24 protein-coding genes, 1 tRNA gene and 1 other RNA gene are annotated in these 24,802 nt (G+C 49.5%); 12 read left to right on the forward strand and 14 right to left on the reverse strand.

Annotated elements, in window-relative coordinates; all coding sequences use genetic code 11:
• Positions 1-83: 83 nt before the first annotated feature.
• The 4 genes from L3556_RS08295 to L3556_RS08310 form a co-directional block, all read right to left on the reverse strand.
• Positions 84-908, reverse strand: coding sequence for a prohibitin family protein (locus tag L3556_RS08295; protein WP_277866815.1), 825 nt, complete (start codon positions 906-908; stop codon positions 84-86).
• Positions 909-954: 46 nt separating this feature from the next.
• Positions 955-1,818 carry an FHA domain-containing protein gene (locus L3556_RS08300; protein WP_277866816.1) on the reverse strand — a complete coding sequence of 288 codons (864 nt, stop codon included), beginning with the start codon at positions 1,816-1,818 and terminating at the stop codon, positions 955-957.
• Positions 1,819-1,856: 38 nt separating this feature from the next.
• Positions 1,857-2,117: a hypothetical protein gene (locus L3556_RS08305; protein WP_277866817.1), complete on the reverse strand. Its 261-nt coding sequence runs from the start codon at positions 2,115-2,117 to the stop codon at positions 1,857-1,859.
• Between the two features lie 172 nt (positions 2,118-2,289).
• Positions 2,290-3,468 (reverse strand): class I SAM-dependent methyltransferase, encoded by a 1,179-nt coding sequence (locus L3556_RS08310; RefSeq protein WP_277866818.1) that lies wholly within the window; start codon positions 3,466-3,468, stop codon positions 2,290-2,292.
• A 62-nt stretch (positions 3,469-3,530) separates the two neighbouring features.
• Between L3556_RS08310 and L3556_RS08315 the strand changes: the two genes are divergently transcribed.
• Positions 3,531-4,319: a hypothetical protein gene (locus L3556_RS08315; RefSeq protein ID WP_277866819.1), complete on the forward strand. Its 789-nt coding sequence runs from the start codon at positions 3,531-3,533 to the stop codon at positions 4,317-4,319.
• Positions 4,320-4,408: 89 nt separating this feature from the next.
• On the opposite strand, the gene L3556_RS08320 is transcribed toward L3556_RS08315, so the two are convergent.
• The 4 genes from L3556_RS08320 to L3556_RS08335 all read right to left on the reverse strand — a co-directional run bounded on the left by L3556_RS08320 (position 4,409) and on the right by L3556_RS08335 (position 7,989).
• Positions 4,409-5,134: a PP2C family protein-serine/threonine phosphatase gene (locus L3556_RS08320; RefSeq protein WP_277866820.1), complete on the reverse strand. Its 726-nt coding sequence runs from the start codon at positions 5,132-5,134 to the stop codon at positions 4,409-4,411.
• 30 nt (positions 5,135-5,164) lie between these two features.
• The gene (locus tag L3556_RS08325) at positions 5,165-6,862 is read right to left on the reverse strand and encodes an ABC1 kinase family protein (protein WP_277867624.1); all 1,698 of its coding nucleotides are present in this window, start codon (positions 6,860-6,862) and stop codon (positions 5,165-5,167) included.
• A 74-nt stretch (positions 6,863-6,936) separates the two neighbouring features.
• Positions 6,937-7,233, reverse strand: coding sequence for a DUF6825 family protein (locus L3556_RS08330; RefSeq protein WP_277866821.1), 297 nt, complete (start codon positions 7,231-7,233; stop codon positions 6,937-6,939).
• A 105-nt stretch (positions 7,234-7,338) separates the two neighbouring features.
• Entirely contained in the window at positions 7,339-7,989 is a 651-nt protein-coding gene (locus L3556_RS08335; RefSeq protein WP_277866822.1) for a class I SAM-dependent methyltransferase, read from the reverse strand.
• Positions 7,990-8,589: 600 nt separating this feature from the next.
• Here L3556_RS08335 and L3556_RS08340 point away from each other — a divergent pair.
• From L3556_RS08340 to L3556_RS08380, 9 genes are all read left to right on the forward strand, one after another.
• On the forward strand, positions 8,590-9,327 hold the full coding sequence (locus L3556_RS08340; protein WP_277866823.1) for a DUF928 domain-containing protein: 738 nt from the start codon (positions 8,590-8,592) through the stop codon (positions 9,325-9,327).
• Positions 9,328-9,423: 96 nt separating this feature from the next.
• Positions 9,424-9,921, forward strand: a complete 498-nt coding sequence (gene rfaE2, locus L3556_RS08345; protein ID WP_277866824.1) for a D-glycero-beta-D-manno-heptose 1-phosphate adenylyltransferase — start codon at positions 9,424-9,426, stop codon at positions 9,919-9,921.
• An 11-nt stretch (positions 9,922-9,932) separates the two neighbouring features.
• A complete protein-coding gene (locus tag L3556_RS08350) occupies positions 9,933-10,643 on the forward strand; it encodes a GUN4 domain-containing protein (RefSeq protein WP_277866825.1) in 711 nt (236 codons plus the stop codon).
• 102 nt (positions 10,644-10,745) lie between these two features.
• Positions 10,746-11,131: a transfer-messenger RNA gene (gene ssrA, locus L3556_RS08355) on the forward strand.
• Between the two features lie 375 nt (positions 11,132-11,506).
• Positions 11,507-12,853 (forward strand): APC family permease, encoded by a 1,347-nt coding sequence (locus tag L3556_RS08360; RefSeq protein WP_277866826.1) that lies wholly within the window; start codon positions 11,507-11,509, stop codon positions 12,851-12,853.
• A gap of 84 nt (positions 12,854-12,937) precedes the next feature.
• Positions 12,938-14,083 carry an MFS transporter gene (locus tag L3556_RS08365; protein WP_277866827.1) on the forward strand — a complete coding sequence of 382 codons (1,146 nt, stop codon included), beginning with the start codon at positions 12,938-12,940 and terminating at the stop codon, positions 14,081-14,083.
• Positions 14,084-14,239: 156 nt separating this feature from the next.
• Positions 14,240-15,027 (forward strand): IS5 family transposase gene (locus L3556_RS08370; protein ID WP_277866828.1). Its coding sequence is split into 2 segments (ribosomal slippage): positions 14,240-14,581 and positions 14,584-15,027, totalling 786 coding nucleotides; the frame shifts between segments, so codons are not numbered across the junction.
• A 414-nt stretch (positions 15,028-15,441) separates the two neighbouring features.
• Complete coding sequence (locus tag L3556_RS08375; protein WP_277866829.1) at positions 15,442-15,639, forward strand: DUF29 family protein; 198 nt, start codon at positions 15,442-15,444, stop codon at positions 15,637-15,639.
• A 158-nt stretch (positions 15,640-15,797) separates the two neighbouring features.
• Positions 15,798-16,379, forward strand: a complete 582-nt coding sequence (locus L3556_RS08380; RefSeq protein ID WP_422110757.1) for a Uma2 family endonuclease — start codon at positions 15,798-15,800, stop codon at positions 16,377-16,379.
• Positions 16,380-16,403: 24 nt separating this feature from the next.
• On the opposite strand, the gene wecB is transcribed toward L3556_RS08380, so the two are convergent.
• From wecB to murD, 3 genes are all read right to left on the reverse strand, one after another.
• Positions 16,404-17,498, reverse strand: coding sequence for a non-hydrolyzing UDP-N-acetylglucosamine 2-epimerase (gene wecB, locus L3556_RS08385; protein ID WP_277866830.1), 1,095 nt, complete (start codon positions 17,496-17,498; stop codon positions 16,404-16,406).
• A gap of 137 nt (positions 17,499-17,635) precedes the next feature.
• Positions 17,636-18,745 (reverse strand): AI-2E family transporter, encoded by a 1,110-nt coding sequence (locus L3556_RS08390; protein WP_277866831.1) that lies wholly within the window; start codon positions 18,743-18,745, stop codon positions 17,636-17,638.
• Between the two features lie 4 nt (positions 18,746-18,749).
• Positions 18,750-20,111, reverse strand: coding sequence for a UDP-N-acetylmuramoyl-L-alanine--D-glutamate ligase (gene murD, locus L3556_RS08395; RefSeq protein ID WP_277866832.1), 1,362 nt, complete (start codon positions 20,109-20,111; stop codon positions 18,750-18,752).
• Positions 20,112-20,190: 79 nt separating this feature from the next.
• Here murD and L3556_RS08400 point away from each other — a divergent pair, with 79 nt between their 5' ends.
• Positions 20,191-20,643 (forward strand): hypothetical protein, encoded by a 453-nt coding sequence (locus tag L3556_RS08400; protein WP_277866833.1) that lies wholly within the window; start codon positions 20,191-20,193, stop codon positions 20,641-20,643.
• Between the two features lie 15 nt (positions 20,644-20,658).
• Here the strand turns inward: L3556_RS08400 and L3556_RS08405 are convergent, their stop codons facing one another.
• Positions 20,659-21,963, reverse strand: coding sequence for a recombinase family protein (locus tag L3556_RS08405; protein ID WP_277866834.1), 1,305 nt, complete (start codon positions 21,961-21,963; stop codon positions 20,659-20,661).
• A 55-nt stretch (positions 21,964-22,018) separates the two neighbouring features.
• On the opposite strand from L3556_RS08405, the gene L3556_RS08410 reads away from it, so the two are divergent.
• Positions 22,019-22,090: transfer RNA gene (locus tag L3556_RS08410), tRNA-Lys, on the forward strand.
• Positions 22,091-22,315: 225 nt separating this feature from the next.
• On the opposite strand, the gene psbC is transcribed toward L3556_RS08410, so the two are convergent.
• A complete protein-coding gene (gene psbC, locus L3556_RS08415) occupies positions 22,316-23,701 on the reverse strand; it encodes a photosystem II reaction center protein CP43 (RefSeq protein ID WP_277866835.1) in 1,386 nt (461 codons plus the stop codon).
• On the reverse strand, positions 23,685-24,743 hold the full coding sequence (gene psbD, locus L3556_RS08420) for a photosystem II D2 protein (photosystem q(a) protein) (RefSeq protein ID WP_277866574.1): 1,059 nt from the start codon (positions 24,741-24,743) through the stop codon (positions 23,685-23,687). The genes psbC and psbD overlap by 17 nt, the downstream gene beginning before the upstream one ends.
• Positions 24,744-24,802 lie beyond the last annotated feature (59 nt).

Below are 24,802 nucleotides of genomic sequence, written 5' to 3' on the forward strand. Positions count from 1 at the left end.
TTTTTCCAGGTAGTTATTAGTTTAACTTGTGGGGGGCTAGTCTCCCATTCTCAAGAGGATCCCCGTTCCTAGAACCATAGCTGTTATTTTTTCAGGTCATTCAGATTCAATAGAAAGGGGACACCGCTGCCCTCTCCCCCCATAACTAACACATTGGGAACCTTAGCACCACCCTCACGCCAGGCCTGAATGGCTTCTTTTTGCAAGACCAATTGCCCTCCAGCACTTTTTAGAGTTTCCGCCAAGAGTCGTTGGGCCTCCGCCTTACCTTGGGCGCGATTGATTTCAGCTTGGGCCTCCTGGGAGGCTTCCTGGGCAATATAGACCGCCCGTTGGGCCCGCTGCTCGGCAATTTGCTTATCTTCAACGGCCTTGGAGAATTCATGGGAAAACTCCAGGTTGACCACACTGGTATCCATGACAATAATGCTGTATTTCGCCAGTCGTTGCCCTAGGGCCGCATCAAAATCGTTCTTGAGTTCATCTCGCTTGGTAATGGCTTCTTCGGCAGTGCGCCGGGCAGCGGCAATTTTGAAGGCTTCCTGGGTTTGGGGGGCGATAATTTTCGTGACAATATTGGACAAGGAACCCTGGGTGCGGCGAACTTGGACGATTTCCAAGGGATCCAGGCGAAAATTAATGGCAAAGCTGGCAGAAATATCCTGTAAATCCTTGGTGGCACTTTCCGCGGGAACTTCAAATTTCTGGACGGTGACATCGTAGAGATTGACGGTGGAGATAAAGGGCGGCTTCCAATGTAAACCTTCTAGGAGTGGGCCATCCTGGGCCTTGCCAAGAACCTGAAGGACTCCCACTTCCCCCGGATTAATAATCACTACGGAGTTGAAAATTAATAGAAAGGTGAGAAAGGCAACGATCGCAACGATGGAACTGAAAAGATTTTTCACAATGGGGGTTTTGACTCCTGGCTAGGTATCCGTAGGGAAAATTAAATTATGGTGGCGTGATAAATTCACTCAAAAGTTGAGAGGGTGCATCATCACTCCAAGACAATTGTAAATTGAGTAGGGCCGAGGCCAGGGTATCTTGCTTGAGGGGGCCCCAATTCAAAATCTTGAGAATACGCTTCAGTTGGGCCGCAACTTCTGCCCCATGCACCGTAAAATCTTCGTCGGGCAGGGCCGGAAACCAATCGAGCGCTCCCTGTTGGTTGGCCCACTGGCGTTGGATGGGGGAAATATGATTATCGTAGCGATCGATGATCACGATACGCATTTTCGCGTGGGTTGCCTTACACCACTGCAATAGTTTGCTAATATCTGGTTCCTCTAATTGGGAATCAAGGAAGAGTAGGTTGGGCAACCGTTTCATGACACCGATAAAATCACTGATGATGCGGCGGGAGTTGGCCTGGCCCGATTCAATAATCACCTCCATGTCCTGGGAGATGAGCAGTTCTTGCCAAACCTGGGCCTGAATACCGGGCGGTTGAATTAATAACACCACCGGCCGCTCGTCGGAGGTAGGTTCGGGGGGAATGGTAGAGGTGGCTTCTGCGGTGCGAAACTCTAGGGTGGTGCGCCCAATGGTAAAGCGATCGCCGGTTTTTAGGAGTGTGGGGACTTGAATGGCTTGGCCGTTAAGAATACAACCATTGCGACTACCTAGGTCAATCAGATAATAGTCATCGTTATCGAGCCGCTGCACCATGCCATGGCGGCGGGATGACCAGCGATCGGGCAAAACAATCGTACAATCTTTGCCCCGGCCAATGACCCAGGACTTGCCTTGGGTTAGGGGAACAACATAGGTACCAGATTCGGTGGAGATCACCAGTTGGGGAAATTGAGCAACCACGTTATTTCTATCCCTAATTCCTAAAAATCACAAGGTTTCTATAGACCTGAGCGAAAATCTGCACAATTAATTGCCTCTTCAGTGGCTGCACGGTAGGGATGGAGGGCACACTTAAGTCGATAGTCGCCGGAGAAAAATTGACAATGGGCACAGGGAATCTGGTGCATTTTTTTGACCGCCACCATGCCATCCCGCCCCATCGACCAGAGACTCCAACTGGTTAAAACAACCAACCCCCAAGCTGCGGTGAAGCAGAAGGGAGCTAAAAGGGGATGGAGTTGTTGAAGCCATGAAAGCATAGGTAAGGTTGATCAAGGTCGCTTAATGTTTTTAGATACATAAACCGATCACATAAAAAATATATTAACATTAAACCTCCCCAGCGGAAGGTGTCATCCGGCCCAAGAGGGCTCCGTTTCCAGAATGAATCTTAGCTTTTTCCGCAGAATTGGTGGCTGGGGGTATGGATTCCTAAACCATCTGGATCGGGTCAGGCATCGGCAAATCCAGCTTGGCTTCTTTTCCCTGAACAAGAACGTAAAACCCACCTAACCCCAGGGGATTAATCAGTTGATGGAGGGACTCCCGTCGCTGGAGAGTCTCCATGACCGAACCTTGAGAATGTTGATTATTTTGGCTGAGGCGATCGCCCAGGCCCAAGGCCATTAAAAAAAGACCCTGCTGAGTGAGTAAACAGGTTTCGAGGCCCGCTTCCTGACCAGTACGCTCTAGGGCGGTCATATCCACATGGGCGGTGATGTCCTGCTCGCCGAGATAGGCGTAGGGATCGTCGTGGCGGCGGTGGTGATAGTAGCATTGCAACGTTCCCTGTTCTCGTTGAGGGTGATAGTACTGGGAGGCAGGATAGCCATAGTCCAGGGTTAGGATAAATCCCCGCTTTAGGCTTTGGGCAATCCGTTCCATGGATGCCAATGCCTTAAGATTCACTTCCGTACAGTAGCGATCGCTGTAGTTTTGGCGATGAACGTCAATCCCCACCCAATCAAAATACTCAGCCAAGCGGGGATCGGACGGGCGATCGCGAATTTCCTGGAAGGCACTGTCCGGGTGGACAGCATTGACCGTTACATAGATTTCTTGCCATTGACCCTGATGCCAACAGAGACGGTGAACGGGGAGGGCATCAAAAAACTCGTTAGAAAAGAGGCAACCCACCAGCGAATTGGGTTGTAAATCATCCCAGGTTAACCAGGAGAGTTTACCGGCCGTTTGCCAAGGATATAAATAATTACGTTGGCGTTTAAGAAAGGATTGGGACTGTTCAAGAATGTGATAGTTTAGGGCCGTAAAAAAAGAGGGATAGCGATGGTTGACATAATTGAGGACATCCTGGGCAATTAATCCCTGACCTGCCCCCAGTTCAATGAGATCAAAGGAATCGGGACGATCTAACTGCTGCCACATTTGCCAGAAACAGTCTGCTAACAATTCGGCAAAATCAGTCCCTAGGTGGGGGGAGGTAAAAAAATCACCCTCCATGCCAATGGAATCCGTGGGGTTATTATAGTAACCAAACTGAGGATGATAGAGAACCCAATCCATATATTCAGCAAAGGTGATGCGCTGATCGGGGCGATCGCCGATGTAATGCACAAGAAAGTGATAGAGGTCTTGGGATAGGGTATTCATGGGTTCAGAATAGAAAAAATCGATCAACTTAAGGGAAACATTGCCCCAAGGGACAACTGAGAATGAATGGTACGGATTTAGAACATCTTCGTTTGGCGATCGCCAAGCCCTTAGATGCCCTGGGTATTCGAGTACAAGTTAAACAGCATCAAACCCATCTTAATCTGATTCTGAATCGTCGCCCAGATATTCCCGTGGACTACGGGGCCGCCACTAAAGTGATCCTTTCCGCACTCCAAAATCTGGATATTGCCGATCTCAGCCATGTGCGCCTATTAGGGCGAGTCATCGGCGAAAAAAAGGCAGAATGGCAACAAATGTACCCACTATCGGCACGCTCTACCCCAGAGGTTAAGCAAGCTACGATAGAAACCATTTCTCCCAGGGAGAAGACTCCAGAGGGTCAGCCCAATTACCTGCCCGATTGTCAGTTTATCGGCCGTCCCGGATTTTACTGGAATTTTTTGGGTAATGGCTACTCCATACCTGCCCTGGGAACGATGATTTTATTTATCAAGGATGAGGTGCTGATCGCCCGCCGCAAGGGGTTTCTAGAAAGTAGTGAAATTTGGATGCCCCTCTCAACCATTAATTCTCTGGAGTTTTATCAGACGCCCATGTATCTCTTTAGCTACCTGGGCTTCATTTGCATTATTGGTACCGTATTTGTGCGATCTCTGATTCTGTTGGCCCCCATTTTGATTGTCGTGGCATTTTTATTTAGGTCAAAGCACATCATTGTCAAAAATTACACGAACACGATTATCTTTTTTGGCGCGGATGTCCAAGACTACAACGAGATTATCCGATCGCTGAAGCTGATGGAGCATCCAAATATCGAAAAAATCTGAGATAAGTTTAGTGGGTTTGCCGCATTAGGGTGATTTAGCTCACGGTTGCAGCCCAAAAACATCACTATCAGATATGGATTCACTTCGATCTATATCGTAATCAATACAATGGTGACATTATCCCGGCCACTATTGTCCTTGGCGGCATCAATCAGACTTTGCACGACCTTTGACTCATCGGCTTCGCTCAGATAAATACTAATCAAATCATCATTGAGTTCTTCCGTGAGGCCGTCAGTACACAGAAGCAGGCGATCACCGGGTTGAATATCAATGGGTTGAATATCAACGGTGCTTAAGTCTTCCCGGCCAAGGCATTGGGAAAGAACATGTCGCCAAGGGTGCTGTCGAGCTTGCTCCATGGTCAAGCTGCCTAAACGGACTGCCTGGGCAATCCAAGTGTGGTCATCCGTCACCTGCTCCAAGTCGGGTTCCCGCCAGCGATAAATACGGGAGTCGCCCACATGGGCACACCAGGCCCGCCGACTACTGGGTTCTAATAAAACCGTTACCGCCGTTGTCCCCATATCTGCGCGGGCGGATTGCAGCCGTTGCTGCTCGACAATGGCCTTATTGGCAGCCATAAAGGCGGCTCGGAGTAACTCAACCGGGTCGTCACACTCTTCGTCCCCTAGGCGATCGCTCAGGTATTGACGAATTTGATCCACCGCAATCCGGCTCGCTTCTTCACCACCAGCGTGGCCCCCCATGCCATCGGCCACAATAAAGAAACGCTGATCGGTCTCATCAATAAAGAACGCATCCTGATTTGTTTTGCGTAGAAGACCGCAATCGGTTTGGCCGGCAACATTCATATTTCACTCACACTGAATTTTAGTTTTGGGCTAAAACATTTTTTCATATTTATCTAACTTAAGTAGCAAACGGAGGTAGGCGATCGCCACCCATAGGGCAAAAACCGCCACAAGACCTGCTAGAACAGCATACTGGTTCACCAATAAAATAGAGGCTGCTATGGTAAAGCTACCAATGAGGACTACGTAGTTTAAACCCAAATTAATATTACTCATGCGTCGTAAAATGCGATCGCTTTCACTGGCCCGCACCCGCATCCGCAAATCGCCATTTTCCAGCTTGTCTAGGGCATCTTCTAAGCGGCGGGGTAAGCCAAAGGCACTGGTTCCCACCTGGGCAGCCTGCCGCCCCAATTCCGTAAAGAGGCTACCATTGTCTGGGTCTGAAAAATTTCCGTTAGTCATAAGCTCCGCTGCAAAAGGTTGAGCAACATCCATAAAATTAAAACTTTTGTCCAAACCCTTGCCAACCCCTTCTAGGGTCGAGAAGGCCCGCATCACAAAGGTAAAGGTTGCTGGAAAACGAAAGGGCTGATCGTAGGCAATTTCATAGAGATCATCGCTAATTTGAGCCACGGACTGCATCTCAAAGGACTGATCCATGAAATTGTCTAACATATACTGAATCGATCGCCGCACCGGGCCCATATCCCCCGTCGGGACTAAGGCACCCAGATCAATCAGGGATTCAACAACCTGTTCCCCATTCCGTTGGGCAATACTAAAAAAAGTCTTGAGCAACTTATCACGGGTGACGGGTTGAATGCGGCCCATCATACCAAAGTCATAGAAAATTAGCTGGCCGGTGGGGCTGACGGCAATATTGCCGGGGTGGGGATCCGCATGGAAAAACCCATCATTGAGCACTTGCTGCAAATAGGCCTTTGCCCCCAATTCCGCTAAACGACGGCGATTTAGACCAGCGGCTTCAAGGGCTTCGTAGTGGCTGATCTTAATCCCTGGCAAATACTCAAGGGCTAACACCCGAGGGGTGGCATAACGCCAATAGACCCGAGGCACACAGACCCAATCCCGATGGCGAAAATTACGGCGAAAGGTATCGGCATTACGGCCTTCGCTCAGATAGTCGATTTCTTCATAAAGGATTCGACAGCATTCCTCATAAATACCCATCCAGTCCCGGCCCTGGCCCCACTTGGGATGATTTTGAAAATAGCGGGCAATGCCCTGAAGAATCGATAGATCAATGGCAAACAACTGGCGCAAGCCGGGCCGCTGCACCTTGACCACCACCTCTTCCCCGGAAATGAGTTGGGCCTTATGCACCTGTCCTAAGCTGGCAGCAGCTAAGGGAATCGGGTCAAAACTGCGGAAAAGTTCGGGAATGGTACGCCCAAAATCTTCGTAAATAATTCGCTCAACCTTTTCATAGCTAAAGGCCGGTACGCGATCCTGAAGTTTGGCAAGTTCTTCCACATACTCCGCAGGAAATAAATCAGCACGGGTAGAAAATAGCTGCCCAACCTTAATAAATGTAGGGCCCAAATCTAGGAAGGTTTCCCGAATCCAAATGGCCTGGGATCGCCGCCGAGAAGCCCGTTTGGCATCGGTCATGCCGCCCCAATAGCTCCAGGATTTGGTTAAAAGCCAACGTCCGAAGATTAATCGCCAGACAAATAGCCAAATATCGACAAAGCGACGGGGACGAGAGTAGCGTTCTCGATTCCAACGATAGGCTTTGCCAGCAGACATTAACCCGACTGACATCTGAGAGGGACTGGACACGCGGCTTCCTTAGCTGACTTCTGTAACAGATTGTAACGAAAACGGCGGTTTTTCTCCTAGCGATTTCGATAACGTTGTAGTTCTGAGCGCAGACGGGCAATTTCCGCCCGTAACTCGTCAATCATGGCCTGGAGATCCGGGCGATCGCCCCCATCATTGGGTGTCACCCCTCCCGCCTCTTGTTCCGCCCGCTGCCGCACCTCTTGGGTAAACTGACGCAGTCGCTCCTTTTGTTCCGCATCAAACTTGGCCACCTCACTGAGAATGTCCGTTAAAAGGTGTTCAGCATTATCTCGCAAAAGACTGGCTGTGGCTCGACCAAGGAAAAAGGCATCAAGGGGAGATTGACTCATGGCGTACATTCCGCTTACTAGGTACTGTCTAAGGCGATCGCCCAAATTATAACCTGTCCCCCGAATTCTGTTTCCCTGGCGCGGGCTTTCTCTGAGAATCGTTTCCTAGTCTAGGCGCAAATCAAACAAGATGTGCCGGCAGGGATCAATCAGGTTATAGCGAAACTTACGGGACTCCAGGACATTGAGATTAAGATCATGAATCATCCTATGCCAATTTTCCTCTGTTAAAAAGCCATAGGGTAAATGAATGCCGTAGGGTTGATTGCCAATGTAGTCCGCAAATTTCAGACTCGTGAAATCCTTGGAATTAACCCAGTAGTGATCCTTGATCAGGATATTCTTGCGGGCAACACGCTTTGCTTCTTCGAGAACCCGCCGTGGAGAATCCGCATGGTGCAAAACATCAATGATCATCACCGTATCAAAGTGATTTTCAGGAAAGGGAATCGTGTAGCCGTCATAGCGAACTACGGGAATAAAGGTTTCAGGTTGAATATGAACATCACAGCCAGTGAATTCTGGAGTAGTAGTGGCACCCAATTTTCTTTTAATGTTGGCCGCCAACGCCCCATTGGAGGTTCCCAAATCCAGTACGTTGCTACTCTCTCCAAAATAGGGGGTTAAAATTTGCGTTAAATAGTGAGTTCTGAGGGGAAATAAAACCGCTTCATTCAGGGTCTTCAATGTGGAGTCTGAGAAAAATCTCACTATCTGGTTCGTTAGGGATTCATAGGTCGAGTCGGATAGAAACATAAAACTCCTTAAAATATAAAATAAAATCTAAATCTGACGAGCATTCATCGCCACATCAGAGATGGAAATCTTTCAGAGATTAAAATTAAATGGGTATACCAGCGATCGCCCCTGCTATGCCGAGGTTGGCAGGGAAAAAAACGCCTTCTGAGGATTGATAACCAAGGAGTCGGCCCATGATGTGTTGGGATGCGATGGGATCCTATCCATTCCAGGGGGCTACGGATTCTTGAGATGAAGGGGATTCTTGAGATGAAAATGTCCTTTGCCAGAGAACTGATAAAACGAATCTGCACTAGCCGCCGCTGTTACGATAACAGGTTTGGATCATATCATGGTACATGGACATATAAAAATACAGGAAAGAATTGATTTAACAGATAAATTCAATAGATAAATAGATGGAACCTAGGGATCGTGATCACCGTCATGAATTTCAGGCCCGTTCTATCACTGCCCTGTATCGTCCGTTTGTTTAAGGTATGTAGTAGGGCAACAGGAGCTAGTGGATCTATAAAAAAGATGCCGGCATCTCTCGCTGTTTAACCCTTGATTGTCTTGATTTTATTGTGCTTTTCGAGTGCAAAAGGTGAACCTCCTATGACTTCTCTCTATTCCCGCTCTCTGTCTCGGATGCTCGCAATCGTGGTTGGCCTAAGCGTGGCCCTACCAGCGGGTTTGGCTGGAGCTAATTTCACACCGCCGAGTAATCTGGGCCGCCCCGGAAATCGTGAAGGTGCCGCCACCCGTGGAGCCTGCAAAGTTCAAGCGAGTGAAACTGAGCCGGATCTGACCGCGATCGTCCCCGTCAGCAATATTGGCTTGACGACCGCCACGCGCCCTACCCTGTATTGGTACTTACCGTCCAATAACTATCAGGAAATTCAATTTTCCCTCTACCAGACCAAGGAAGATAATACGGAAGCCCTCATCTATGACACCCAACTTCCCTTGGCAGGGCGGCCCCGTCTCGATAGTCTTACCCTGGATGGCAAAGTTGCTCCCCTCATTGAAGGGGTTGACTATCGCTGGGTGGTGAGTTTAATCTGTAACCCCAATGACCCAGACCCTTCTCAAGTGCGCTATGTGGAAGGTTGGGTGCGGCGAGTAACAGCTTCTCCAGGGCTTTCCGAGTCCCTCAAGGCAGCAACGCCCCTGCAACAATTTGAGATTCTCGCCGAAAATGGCCTCTGGTACGATGCCCTGACGACCTTGGTGGAGTTTCAACAAAAACAACCCACCAGTTCTGAGGCGGCGGCAAAATGGTCAGAGTTGATGAATGCCCAAAGTGTTCGCTTAAATCGGTTGTCCCAGCAACCCCAGGCAACGGGTGGCTAAGACAAGGGGCTAAGATCATTAGATCGTTGGTGGCGATCGCTAGGGAATTGCAGCCATTTCCGATAGGCTAGAAACAGTCCAGCTTTGGGCATCTCCATGGTGAGTGGTGTCTATTCTCTAGCGGAATTACAACAGCTACTTCAAACATCCCCTGAGTTATGGCGGCCAATGGTCTTTACCAATGGCTGCTTTGATCTACTCCATGCCGGTCATGTGCGCTACCTGCAAAGGGCGCGGCAATTGGGTCAATCCCTCGTCGTTGGTCTGAACAGCGATCGCTCCGTTGCCGAGATTAAGCCCCATCGGTTGGGCCAACCCCCTCGGCCCATTGTGCCCCAGGAGCAACGGGCTGAAGTCTTGGCTGCCCTAAAGTCCGTGGATGGAGTGGTTATTTTTGATGATCCCACGGCCAAGACGCTGATTGAGTCCCTACAACCAGACATTTATGTTAAGGGAGGAGATTACCAATTAAATACCCTGCCGGAAGCATCGGTAGTGAAGAGTTACGGCGGTAAAATAGAACTGATCCAGGTAGAAATTCCCAGTTCGACCACGGCCATGATTAATCGCATTATCCAGTTTCAGGGGGGATGATCAGCAAATCAATGCAGTCAACCGATGAACAACTTACTGAGCTTAGCTCTCAACTCAATGGTGGGATTGAAAGAATCCAACTTCCGGCGATCGCCACATTAATGGATCTGGGCCCACCGGGTTGGCATATTCTGCAAGTCTTTCTCCACCAGAGCCAAAAAACACCTGAAACGGACAACAGTGCCATCTGGATCTATGGGCATATCTATCAACAACTCCTCGGTATTGACGATCACGCCGTCCAGACCACTCTTAAAGAAGATTTTCCCGGTGGTGTGGTTCCCCTTCACTCGGAAAGAGGGATAAACTATCTTCCCCTGCAACATTGCTTGGCACGAAAGGATTTTCAAACCAGCGATCGCCTCACCCTTGAAAAACTCTGTGAACTGGCCGGCCCCACTGCCACCCAACGGCGATGGCTCTACTTTACGGAAGTGGAGCAGTTACCCCTCCTTGATCTGCAAACCCTGAACCAGCTTTGGTTAGCCTATTCCCTAGGACGATTTGGCTATTCAGTCCAGCGGCAACTATGGCTGGGCAGTGGCAAAAACTGGGATACCCTGTGGGAGAAAATCAACTGGCGCAAGGGTAAAAAATGGACCCGTTATCCCCATGAATTTACTTGGGATTTGGCCGCTCCCCGAGGGCATCTGCCGCTTTCTAATCAACTGCGGGGGGTGCAGGTGATGAATGCCATCTTAAATCACCCTGCCTGGAGTTAAAAGACCCTCGGACTATCCTCGACAAAATATCAAAATAATAGGTTAAGGGCAGCCGTTGCGATCGCAGAAAAAAAGCTATAATGACATATAGTTCCATACCATGGGGCTGTAACGGCTTCGACGTTCTTGTGAAAGTCGTTCTGTGATTCAGGTCGAGAGTGGGCTATCTCTCGCAAATCAAAAGTCCAAACTTTATGTAACTGCGAACAATATCGTTCCTTTCGCTCGTAAGGCTGCTGCTGTAGCTTAAACACCACTCTTTGGTTCGAGCACTCGTTGTCTGACTCCGTTAAGGGCAGCGGGTTAACCCCAACGGATGCCCTAGTTACCTTCTCTGGTAGGGTAGCTAGTTAAGACTTTACCAGAGCATCCTACCGTTCGGGATTAAGGAACGGTTCCTGCCTAAGGGTTAAAAAGGCTAAACCTGTGAATGAGCAGACTATGATTAGCTTGGGCGGACACGGGTTCGACTCCCGTCAGCTCCACTTAATTTAACTCTAAAAAAGTCCAAAAAAGTCTCAAATGCTCTTTAGGTATGGGATATAGCCATTTTTGGTTAGTCTAGCGTAATCCTAGTAAGTCTGTAGATATCTACTCAAAAGTGAGTAGCTTAAAGAATAGGGCTACCTGGCAAACCTAACGCCAATGCACCGCCAGCGATCGCTGATACCCCTACCCATGAGACAACATCTAAACGCCGGGGTAGCCCCCGCAAGAAACTAATGGAAGAGAGCTAATTGAGTGACCCTGCCACATCACCAATCGGATTCCTCAACGATAAAACAACTTTGCGTAAGTCCTGGCAGGGTTGATTTACCTGGATATGTTAAATTACATGGCAGGATTCACCACGAATTAGCCTCATGGCATCATCCCCCCCTACCCATCTCAGGCGTTCCCTGGGATTTACTGGTGTTCTATCTCAATCTTTAGCTGGTATTGCCCCAACCGCAACGCCAACCATTAACATTGCGATTATTTTTACAACAGCTGGAACTGGTACTTGGCTCACCTATTTAGTTGCCACCCTTGCTGTTCTCAGCATTGCCCTTAATCTGAATGTTTTTGCCCGTTCTACTGCATCTGCCGGATCATTATCTGATTTTGTCAGTCTGGGCCTGGGGCAACGGGGTCAAACGGTCACTGCTTGGGCCTTGCTTTTAGCCTATTTATCCGCATCCGTGGCTACGCTTACCGCATGTTCTGGCTATATGCTCAGTCTTCTCACCGCGATGGCTGTGCAGGCCCCTCCCGTATTACTAGGGATTGTCATCGCCCTCGTTTGCTGTATTTTCGCCTTCCAAGAGATTCAACTGTCCACAAAACTGATGCTGATTCTCGAAACCCTTTCGGTTTTAATGATTATCTTTTTGTGTATCCGCATCCTTGTCCGGGAAGGGTTGGTGATTGATCTGTCACAATTTACCCTCAAGGGAGTCACAGCTACAGGATTTAATGAGGGTCTAATCGTTGCCATGCTCAGTTTTGCAGGTTTTGAGGCGGCCACAACTCTCGGCGAAGAAGCAAAGCATCCCTACCAGGCCATTCCTCGCATTTTGTTTCTCACCCCGGTTCTCGCAGGTGGATTTTTCATTTTTTCAGCCTATGTCATTGTTCTTGGTTTTAATTTTTATAAGATTGGGGTGGCCACCAGTGATGCTCCCTTAGACACCTTGGCTCAAGCAATGGGCATTGGCAACTTTGGGCTGCTCATCAGCGTGGGTGCTACGGTCAGTCTGTTTGGCTGTGGCCTGGCGACTCTCGTTGCGGCTAGTCGGCTGTTGTTTTCCATGATCCGTTCTCAAACCCTGCCGCAGTTTAATCATGGCGTTCAATCCGAGAACTCTCAACTCAAACAGGCCATTGTAGTTTGCGCGGTGATTGTCTTTGTTGCCGTAGTCCTATGCTTGGCTAGGTTCAAGCCCTTGGATGTCTATGACTGGTTTGGTACCTTTGGCACGTTTGGTTTTCTTATCGCTTACGGCCTCAGTTGTATTGCTGCCCCCATTTTTCTACAACGATCTAGGTCTCTCCATCGCGGGCATTTGCTGGCTAGTGCGGTTGGTTTTCTGGTGATTAGTTTTATTTTTCTGGGTTCCATTGTCCCCTTACCAACATTCCCGTTAAATCTGGCTCCCCTATTCTTTTTGATCCTCTTGGGCCTGGGAGTAACATATTCTCTCTTACACCCCAAAAATAACCGAGATTAAACAAGGACTGATAATGACCTTAGCCCGTATTCCCGTTCTTCTCGCCCCCTCCCGGCAATGAATTCTAAAATCCATTGGTCTCAGGTGCTTGGCTTGGTCGGAGTCCAGGGATCTATTACCCTCGCTTGGGTCATTTATGCTCTTTACTTACCGGATCTATTAGTAAGCTTGGGGTTTAGTAAAAGTCTTGCAGGTCTTCTCTTACTGGTTGAACATGGCTTAGAGGCAGTCATTGAGCCTATTTTTGGGCATCTCTCGGATCTCTCTCAGCGGACGCGGGGAAGTCGTTTTCCCTGGATTCGTTTAGGCGTGAGCCTCGCAGCGATTCTGTTTATTCTTTTGCCCTTAGTCACGCTGATTTTTGGCCCCGATCAGTTTGGGCGATGGCTTTTACCAGGATTGGCAGTGCTTTGGGCATCTGTAATGGCCATTTTTCGCAGTCCGGTGATGGCTCTACTGGGACAAGCGACTCCTCGACCCAAGTTACCGATCGCGGCTAGTGGACTGACCTTTATTCAACAGTTGGTGGGTGCTTTTCGATTTACCGCCTATGGGGCGATTCTTTCCCTAGGGCCGGTGTTGACTTTTGCGATTGGTTCAGGGGTACTTGCTGGTGCGGCGGTTATTTTACGCCGAGTGACACCCAATACGCCCCCTCATCCCCGCTCTATTGAATCCTTACCGTTAATGTCGGGTCGGGTGGCGATCGCTATTCTAGGGACAGGGATTAGTCTGGGGTTGGCGTTACGGTTTCTCTTCGCTAGTGTGTCAAAACTCTTCGCGCTACGTTTGGGTGCCGATGCGGTTGGAGGTAGCTTGTTGGGTTTTAGCCTTATCTTGGCATTGAGTGCTTTACCTGCGGGGCAGATTGCCAGCCGAATGGGTAACTCTAAAGCAACAATCATTGGCCTAGGGAGTACGGCTCTATTCCTGGCATTATCCTTGATGACAACTGCCAAAGTTTTATTTATTCTAGGGGCGATCGCTCTGGGGATAACGTTTAGCCTGGCACTGAATGGAATGATTCCCTTTGTCCTTGAGACCACGCCAAATCATCGCTCAGGGTTGGGAATGGGGCTTTATTTTGGTGGCTTTAGTGGGGCGATCGGCCTTTTTGATTTTGGCTTTGCTCAAATGACTGATTTACAACCGATTATTGGTGCTGGTATCCTCTGCTTTATTCTGGCCAGTGGCTTTGTCTTTTTAGGTCATTCCAGTCAAACACGCTAGTTAGAACTCTCTTCAAGTCTAAAATCCCCCATTTGGAGAAAGATAACGTTTTTCTGACCAACCGTAAGAGGCTGTGTAAAAAGAAATGTAAAGATAGTAGCAAGCCACTAGAGTAACGTCTGAAAATGGTGGTGATGTAGTTTGCTAAGACAGTCTATGCCATACCCCAGTGACCTCTCAGACCAGCAATGGCAAATCCTTGAACCGTTGCTCCCAGATCAAAAGCCCGGTGGTCGGAAACGGCGAGTAGACTTAAGAGCAGTATGCAATGCCATCTTCTATCACCTGAAAACGGGCTGCCAATGGCGGATGCTACCGAGTGAGTTTCCCCCCTACTCCACCGTCTACTTTTATTACCGCAGTTGGCAAGTGGAGGGCGTTTGGTCACGCATCAATCAAACCCTCATCCGGCAAAGACGAGAGCATGTCGGCAAACATCCGTTACCCACCGTGGTCGCTGTGGATTCTCAATCCGTCAAGACCACGGAAAAAAGGGGGAGGTCTATGGCTTTGATGGAGGCAAGAAGGTGAAAGGACGCAAGCGTCATATCATTGTCGATTCCCTCGGTCAGATGCTCAAGGTGATTGTGACAGAAGCGAATGGGTCAGATCGAGTTGGCGCAGCCTATGGTTTGATGCAGTGGCGAGATCATTATCCCGAAATGGTGGAGAACGTGCATACCGTGTTGGCGGATGCCGGATATCGGGGAGACCGATTTCGCTTGTGGGTGTGGTCACTGGTGCAAGCAGCCGTAGAAATCCGAGAGAATCTCAAGGGAGAGTTTGAGGTGGTTGCAAAGCCTTGGGTGGTAGAGTGCACGTTTGGGTGGTTAAATGTCTATCGACGATTGAGCAAGGACTACGAGTTGTTGCCTGAAGTCTCTGAGTCAGCCATCTATGCGGTAATGGTTCACCTGACACTACGCTACCTTGCCCCTGCTTAATCTTTCTTTTTAAACAGCCTCTAAGTAGCAATACTCAGAGAGAACCTCCGATTGAGATTGGCACATCGTAGTCGCAGCGTTTGTGGTACATATGCTCAAAGACCTTATCGACACAGCCTGGCCACAACGCGGTTTTCGTCCTCTCCAATTTGGTGGTGTATCCTATCAACATTTGTGCAAATTTTCGACTAAGGGATTCCTTCCTGTTCCTGGTGCTCTGGTGTGAAACGGGCAATGATATTCCATACCCCATCATGGTCATCGCTAACACAGACTACACTTGTGGCTCTAGGGGCTGATGGTGTATTCAGGTAATCAAACACAATCCCCAACCGCTTTCTACCCTATAGACGAAACTAGTAGAGGAGGGCAAGTAGAGCCAATTTATATTAACTAGCACAAGGACGATAGACAATGAACTCTGAAGTGACGACAGAAATGGTGTCTTTATATGACATCGATTTCCAATGTTGGTTAGGGGAAACGGTAGCACAGCTGCGGGGCCATGATTTTAACAATCTTGACCTAGAAAATTTAATCGAGGAGATCGAAGGCTTGGGTAAAGCTGAAGGCAACCGAATTCCCTTCTGGCTTGATTTACCAAGAACCTGAATTTAACCTAGAGCAAGCCCTAGATGAAGACTGGTTCCCCTGGCAACCTGAATAGTGCCCGAATAGTGGTGATGTTCATGCCTTCAAACATCATGCAACGAAAGTTGTCGATATTCCCCTCGAAAATTTTATGACCAAATTGGATAAGGAGGCTGCTTGTGTCTACTGCAACTGAACTAAAAGCTGATCAAAACGTGTGGACTGATGAAGAATTTATGGCATTGCCCCAAGACGGCCATCGCTATGAAATTGTCAATGGAGAATTGATTGATATGGGAAACTCAGGCGCATTGCATGGCTATGTCTGTAGCCTTCTGCTAACTGCTTTAGCCAGCTATAGTTTATCTAACAAGCTTGGAGCTATATTTGATTCCAGTACTGCCTTCACCATGAAAAATGGCAATAAACGTTCTCCTGACATCTCTTTCTTTGCCAAAGAACGCTTGCAAGGAATAACTGAACTCCCCACAGGGTTTCTAGATGGTGCGCCTGATCTGGCGGTTGAAGTGCTATCCCCTGGCAATACGGTAGAAGAAATCCACGACAAACTGGTGGAATACTTCGAGAATGGTACCCGTTTAGCTTGGATTATTCACCCTAATGAACACTATATTCTAGCTTATCGTTGTGCCCAAGAACCCGATCGCCTGCTGAAATCCATCGATTCCTTAGATGGGGAAGAGGTAGTTCCCGGATTTACGTTGCCCGTCGCTGATTTATTTCAAGGACTCTCATTCTAGGTTGGCCGTTGTACGCCCTCAACTTCACTGTTCTAAGACATCTAGGATGCGTTGGCTGGCTTTTCCCTGGCCATAGGGCTGCGCTGAGAACAGAGTTGAAGTATCCATTTCTAGGGCCCTTTGGATCGTTTCCACAATGGTAGATTGAGTCAGGGTTTTAACTAAGAAATTACAGCCTAGTTCCACTAACTCAACCCATTCCGTCTCTTCCCGCAGTGTGACACAGGGAACATGATAGAAGAATGCTTCCTTTTGCATGCCACCGGAGTCTGTGGCCAGTAATCGGGCATTTTTCTCCAGCATCAACATATCTAAATACCCCACTGGATCAATGAGGGTGAGGGAATCCTTGGCGATCGCCCCCCAAGGAGAATGTTCTAAGGCCTTGCGGGTTCGGGGATGAACCGGCCACACCACGGGAATAGCCTGATCCCGGGCGACCTTTGCTAACCCCTGAATGATGGCTGCTAACGTCGTGGGATGATCCGTATTTTCGGCCCGGTGTACGGTGGTTAGGATGTAGCCCTTTGGGGGTAACTGTAAATCTCTAAGAATGGGGCTAGTTTGGTAGGCTTTTTCGCCGTAGTACAGGGCTGCATCATACATGACATCACCCACTTGGTAAATTCGGGATGGGGGAATGCCTTCTTGGATTAAGTGTTCCACCGCCGTTGCTGTGGGGGCAAAGAGGACATCGGCACTGTGATCCGTCAAAATGCGGTTAATTTCCTCCGGCATTCGCCGATTAAAGGAGCGTAATCCTGCCTCCACATGGGCAATGGGAATGTGCAGTTTCACCGCAGCGATCGCCCCCGCTAGGGTTGAATTAGTATCCCCATAGACTAAAACCCAATGTGGTTTTTCAGTGAGTAGAACTTGTTCAATTTTGGCTAACATTTCCCCGGTTTGGACACCATGGGAACCGGAGCCAACATGGAGATGGTAGTGGGGGTCGGGAATGGCTAGTTCCTGGAAAAACACATCGGACATATTGGAGTCATAGTGTTGGCCGGTATGCACGAGAATGCTCTCGATTTGGGGGCGATCGCCCATTGCTTGGGCCACAATCGCGGCCTTAATAAATTGGGGTCGGGCACCAATAATCGTAATAATTTTCACTGAGAACTCCTGAGTGTGAAACCCCGTCCTTGAGGACAGCTTCACAAAAACTTTTGAGCAGCAAACCCTAGACCGTTGGTTATTTCAGATAGGTGTTCTTATGCTTGATGAAAAACTAATTATCATTAAATGCCGCACTAAATACTCAAGGACGTTTCCTCTTTCGCCGGGTCTAATCGCGATCGCACGCTCATTAAAAAGGCTTTGGCGACAACGGCGATGGGAACTGCAACTAAGACCCCCAGCAGACCGGCAACCCTAGCTCCCGTTAAGATGGCAAGAAAGACCCACACCGGATTCAGGCCCGTAAAACTGCCAATAACTCGCGGAGCAATAACATTTTCGAGGATCTGCTGCACTAGTAGGGAAAAACCCAGCACCCGCAACCCTAGCCAGAAATCTTGCAATGTCACCAGCAGCGTCACCGAAATAATGCCAATGGTGCCACCAAAAGGTACGAGGGCCATTACACCAATGGTGACACCAAAGAGTAAACCATAGGGTACTTTTAGGAATAGGAACATTAATGTCAAACTAATGCCCATAAAAATGGAAAGAATGAGTTGGCCAATAAAATAGCTTTGAAAACTACGGCGAATGGTTTCCGAAACCGATGGACGAACTGTATCCGGCAACCAACTCATTAAGCTATCCCAGAGTTCATCCCCATGCTGAAGCAGGTAAAACGTAAGCACGATGGTCAAAATAATATTGATAATGACATCCACCACACTACTGACCGTCCCCAAAAGTAAATTTAGGGATTCCCTGGCAACGGTTTGGAGTTGATCTTTGAGCCGTTCTAATAACTGATTGGCGAGGGCATCCACATCAATGACAAAGGGTAAATTTAGGGTATCAATCCACTGACCAAACTCCAATAATCGCTTTTGACCGGAGCTAAACCATTCCGGTAGGCGGATAACCAACTGCTGGGCTTGATTAATTACATTAGGGCCGAGGATGATCAGTGTTGATGTAATTAAAATTAATGCCAATAAAAAGACACAGACGGCCGCAGGGCCCCGAGGATTACCCTGTTGTTCTAGCCAGTTCACGGGGTAATTTAAGATAAAAGCTAAAAGGGATGCCAGAATTAAAACCGCGATTAATGTGCCAAAGTACGTAGAAATGGAGGCAAAGGCCCAGAAATTAATGGTTAAGATGGGCCCCACAAGGCCAATAACGAGCAGGCGGCTGGGAATGGACAAGCGACTCCACCACGGGAAGGATTGATGCTCTGCCATAGGGTTATAACTCTAGACACAGTTTACGAAAGTGATTACCCCTGGACTCAAAGTTTTGGTATTGATCAAAACTTGCACAGGCGGGGGAAAATAACACGGTCTTCACTGATGATTGTGCCACTAATCCTGCCGCAGTACGCACCGCGTTCTCTAGGGTCTCCACCTGTTGATAATTCTCGTAACCGATCGCCCCTAGACGTTGGGCAAAGTCATCGGCGGCGGCCCCAATTAATAGCACGTTAGCGGCTTTTTCCTGAATGGTTTTTAGCCAAGCCCGATCCTCGCCAATTTTAGCCTGGCCCCCAGCAATGAGGATCACGGGGCCGGGAACAGCCCGTAAGCCAATCTCCGCCGCATCGTAGTTGGTGGCTTTACTATCATTAATCCAATCTGCATCTTGCCAGTGACAAATCCATTCCAAGCGATGGGGAACCCCTGGAAATTGAGCAATGCCCTCGGCGATCGCCCCCACCGGAATATCGGCCAAGTAGGCTGCGGCCACCGCCAGAAGTAGGTTCTGTTGATTATGGATCCCGGGCATTTTCAGCAGAGAAATGGGGATGAGTTTAGTTTGCTCGGCAAAAATCCAACCATCCTCAAGGTAAACCGCCTGTTTTTGCCCCTGGGGTAGGGCGGCGGATCCTTGGCAACTCACCCACCAGGCCCCGGGCCAGCGATTGTTCATGTGGGTGCGTAAATAGGGATCATCCCCATTCAAAATAGGTATATCGGCTTGTTCGAGGAGTTGGGCCTTGGTGGCACTGTACTGCTCTAGGGTGCCGTGTCGCTCTAGGTGATCGGGGGTGAGGGTTGTCCATAGGGCGCACCGAGAATGGAGACTCGGCCGGGACTCTAGCTGATAGCTACTAATTTCCGCAATTACCCAATCCGGTTGCTGGGTCAGGGCAACTTCACAAAGGCTATAGCCGATGTTTCCACAGGCCGGAGCCTGAAACCCTGCGGCTTGAAAAATGGCGGCGGTGAGGGCCGTTGTCGTGGTTTTGCCATTGGTGCCGGTAATGCTCACCCAGGGAATGCTCTGGAGGTGTTGCCAAGCGATCTCCACTTCGCCAATCACGGAAATACCGGACTGGCGGGCCGCTTCTAGGTTAGGACTGTGCCAAGGAACCCCTGGGCTGATAACAATCACATCGGGTTGCGTTAAATTCTGCTGTTCCAGGGTCTGTAGGGAAAAGTTCCAGCCCAGATATACACCAATTCCCTGGTGCTCTAACTGGTTCTTGAGGGTTTCAAAGTGCTGTTTCTCGGTGCGATCGCTCAGGGTGACCTGCCAACCCTTTTGCTGTAATAGCCTAGCTGCGGCTATGCCCGAACAACCAAGGCCAATTACATGAGCGGTGGGCATAATTTATAATGATGGGCGATCGTGACAACAGTAGTTTACTGTATCACAACCGGGATCACCGATGGAGCTTAGGTTTGCCATGTTTAGATCAATGTTTTTGCTCCTGAGCATTTTACTGGTTGCGGGAGTTTGGAATACCCTACCGGCTCCGGCCCGGGATATCCCCCAGAAGTTGGCCCGCCGCCATAACCAAGGGCCGCCAAAGGTCGTTAAAGTCACCGAAGCCCAGGTTGTCAGTGACAATATTAATGGGATATGGTATCACAGCCTTAGCGGTCAGGTGGTAAATGAAACCGGGGGAACGGTTCGCAATATTCAGGTCTATTACGAAATTTATCAGCCCGGCACCAATCGCCTTGTGGATGCGGGGGCAACGACAGTGAAACCCAGTCCCCTCTTAGCCAATGCGGTGGGGAATTTCCGGCTTACGTCTAACCAGGGCGGTCAGGTTAAAATTACCCTCGTGGAGTGGTTAAGTGGCGATCGCGGCTACCATTCTCACCCGCAAATGGAGGAGTTTCCGGCTCAGTGAGCTATTTACCCAACCCTAGAACATAAAACAGAGGGTGATCCGCCAGGATTTAACCTCGCCGTAGTGAACCTCTATGGCTTTAATAAATTCACGGAAATAAAATCGCTGTTCCGGGGCAGAGAGGGCGTACCAAAACTGGGGCACGCCAATATTATCCACGATTTGGCGAAGATTATCGGGGGGAAGTTGGGACTGTTGATCCTGTAGGGTGGCCAATTCACTCCGAAGTTTATAGCGGCGGAGTCGGGCTGTCTCCCCATCTAAGATTCCGTCCTGCACCAAGGTTTCCAGTTGGGCGATGCGGTCATTGAGTTGCCCAATGGTGTCTTCCAGTTGGCCGCGCCTGGCCTCTAGTCCGGTGGTTTTTAGTCCGGCCATTGCGGGGGGGAGTTCCTGGCAAATTTGGTGAATGGTTTGCTCTAAAATGCGATCGTAGGCAAGACTGGGGCATTTAGGGGAATGGGGACATTGGCGGGGCCGCAGATAGATATATTCCTGCTGTTTGCGATAGGCTGTCACCCGCGATCGCTGGAAGGAACTACCACAGGCCCCACAATAGATCAGGCCGGCCAAGGCATGGGGAGCACTGGCGGAACGCCTCGGCAAGGAACGATTTCGCCGTAACAGTCGATCCACTTGGGCGGCTTCTTCCCGTGAAAGAATAGGGGCATGGGTATCGCGAATAATTTCATTGTTTTTGTAGCATAAATCACCGCGATAGACTGGGTGGGTTAGCCACCGCTGGCCCGTGGTCACAGAAATTTTCTTTTGGTGAGCTTGGTCTAAAAAACGGACGGCCGATCGCAACGAACCGTAGAGCAAAAAGTGATCAAAGAAATCCTTGACAATAATGGCCGCCTGGCGATCGATGACATATCGCTCCTTGCCGCGACGATAACCGTAGGGAACCCGACCGGGGGGGGGTAAAAACTTGAGGCGACTGCGGCCATGGCCCTGGCGAATTTGGCGACTGCGCTGCTGTTGCTCTAGGGTCTCCAAGAGGTGGGCAAAAGCTTTCGGGCCGGAGGTGATACCAGTGCGATAGGGCTGGGCGATCGCCATTACCTGAATCCCCAAAGCTTCTAACTGCCCGAGGCGATCGCCAATCTCGGAAATTGAATCTGCCAACTCATCCAACCGGCAGAGCAAAAAATAACTCACCTGCCCAGGCATCAGGTTCTGCAAAAGAGAACATAGGTGGGGCCGCTGCGGCTCAACATCGATATAAACCCGATCCACCTCCTGCCCCCAGACCTCACTATCCTCCGGTAGGGTTTCCCAACGGGTATCAAAATATCGGTAAGCAATTACAGCACCCATAGCAGCAAAACGATTTACCTGTGCTAGTCTAGTAAAGGACTTAAATTTTTCCAACGGGTTGCTAGCTCAGTGGTAGAGCATTCGGCTTTTAACCGACTGGTCCTGGGTTCGAGTCCCAGGCGACCCACTTTTAATCAAACTGCAGTCACACCAGTATCCTGAAAACCAATCCCGGCGATCGCCCCACCCAGACCCATCAAAACTAGCAGATCAGCCCAGTTGAAACGAAAAGAAGAATGTGTCATCGGCCCTACAGAAAAACTAAAAGTTGGCACAATCATATAAAAAAAGACTCCCACATGATTATGGGAGCCTGTATCAAATTGTTTACGTTTCTACGCTTGGATAATTATTAATCCAAATTAGGCATAGACAGCACGGGTTCTGTTTCCCGCTCAATTCCTTTTTCAAACCCAGCCGCCGCAGCCCGGGCCCGACCCGCATGCCACAGGTGGCCCACTAGGAAAAAGAAACCTAAAACAAAGTGAGAAGTGGATAGCCAAGAACGGGGTGAGACAAAGTTCACCGAGTTAATTTCCGTGGCCACACCACCCACAGAGTTCAAGGAACCCAAAGGTGCATGGGTCATGTACTCCGCCGCACGGCGAGCTTGCCAGGGCTGAATATCATTTTTGATCTTGTTCAGATCTAGACCATTGGGCCCCCGCAGCGGCTCTAACCAAGGTCCCCGGAAATCCCAGAAACGCATGGTTTCACCACCAAAGATGATTTCCCCAGAGGGAGACCGCATCAAATATTTACCCAGACCGGTGGGGCCTTGGGCTGAACCCACATTAGCACCAAGCTTTTGGTCCCGCACCAAGAACGTCATCGCCTGAGCTTGGGAGGCTTCCGGGCCGGTGGGGCCATAGAACTCGCTCGGATAGACGGTATTGTTGAACCAAACAAAGCAGGTGGCAATAAAGCCCATCAGGGACAACGCACCCAAACTATAGGAGAGGTAGGCTTCACCAGACCAAATAAAGGCACGGCGGGCCCAACCAAAGGGCTTGGTCAAAATATGCCAGATACCACCAAAGATGCAGATCAGGCCAATCCAAATGTGACCGCCGACAACATCTTCCAGATTACTCACACTGACAATCCAGCCATCCCCCCCAAAGGGAGATTTTGTGAGATAGCCAAAGATGACCGTAGGATCCAATGTGGGGTTGGTAATAATCCGCACATCTCCACCACCGGGGGCCCAGGTGTCATAGAGACCACCAAAGAACATCGCCTTCGCCACCAAAAGAAATGCACCAATCCCTAAAACCACTAGGTGAAAACCCAGGATCGTGGTCATTTTATTTTTGTCTTTCCAGTCATAGCCAAAGAAAGACGAGTACTCTTCTAAGGTTTCCGGGCCACGTACCGCGTGGTAGATGCCCCCCAGTCCTAACACCGCAGAGGAAATAAGGTGAACAACCCCGACGACAAAGAAGGGGAAAATATCCACCACTTCACCCCCGGCACCGACACCCCAACCAAGGGTGGCAATATGGGGAAGCAAAATAAAACCCTGCTCATACATGGGTTTTTCAGGAATGAAATGGGCGGTTTCAAACAGGGTCATCGCCCCGGCCCAGAAGACAATCAAACCAGCATGGGCAACGTGAGCACCCAATAATTTGCCAGAAAGATTGATTAACCGAGCATTACCGGCCCACCAGGCAAACCCGGAGGATTCCTGATCACGATTCGTTGCAAAAATTGAATTACTAGAGAGCGTTACCACGGGGCAGTACCTCTTCGGGGAAGACTAGGTTTTCATGGGGTTGATCTTGGGGAGCCATCCAGGCACGGATACCATCATTGAGCAAAATGTTCTTGGTGTAGAACGTCTCAAATTCTGGGTCTTCCGCTGCCCGTATCTCCTGGGAGATAAAATCATAGGCGCGCAGGTTCAAGGCTAAACCCACAATGCCAATGGAACTCATCCACAGACCGGTCACAGGCACAAATAACATGAAGAAGTGCAGCCAGCGTTTGTTGGAGAAGGCAATACCAAAAATCTGACTCCAGAACCGGTTCGCCGTCACCATCGAATAGGTTTCTTCCGCTTGAGTTGGGTTAAATGCCCGGAAGGTACTAGAACCTTCTCCATCCTGGAAGAGGGTATTTTCCACCGTGGCACCATGAATGGCACACAGCAAAGCACCGCCCAAGACCCCGGCAACCCCCATCATGTGGAAGGGATTCAAGGTCCAGTTGTGGAAGCCTTGCAAAAAGAGCAGGAACCGGAAAATGGCAGCGACACCAAAACTAGGGGCAAAAAACCAACCGGACTGCCCCAAGGGGTACATCAAAAACACGCTGACAAAAACGGCAATGGGTGCGCTGAAGGCAATGGCGTTGTAGGGACGAATGCCCACCAAACGGGCAATTTCAAACTGCCGTAGCATAAAACCAATCAGCCCAAAGGCTCCATGGAGCGCCAAAAAGGTCCACAGTCCACCCAATTGACACCAACGGGTGAAGTCCCCCTGGGCTTCGGGGCCCCACAATAGGATCAAAGAATGCCCCATACTGTTTGCCGGGGTTGAGACTGCAACGGTGAGGAAGTTACAGCCTTCGAGATAACTGGAAGCCAGTCCGTGGGTATACCAAGAACTGACGAAGGTGGTGCCGGTCAACCATCCCCCCAGAGCCAAATAGGCACAGGGAAATAGTAGGATACCCGACCAACCCACGAAGACAAATCTGTCGCGCTTGAGCCAGTCATCGAGGATGTCAAACCACCCCCGCTCTGCTGGTGCGCGTCCGATCGCTATGGTCATTGAATTAAATCCTCTTACAGATATTAGGATTGCCAAAGTAAAAGAATGTAGCCGTCCCA

It is taken from the genome of Candidatus Synechococcus calcipolaris G9 (assembly GCF_029582805.1).
GTDB lineage: Bacteria > Cyanobacteriota > Cyanobacteriia > Thermosynechococcales > Thermosynechococcaceae > Synechococcus_F > Synechococcus_F calcipolaris.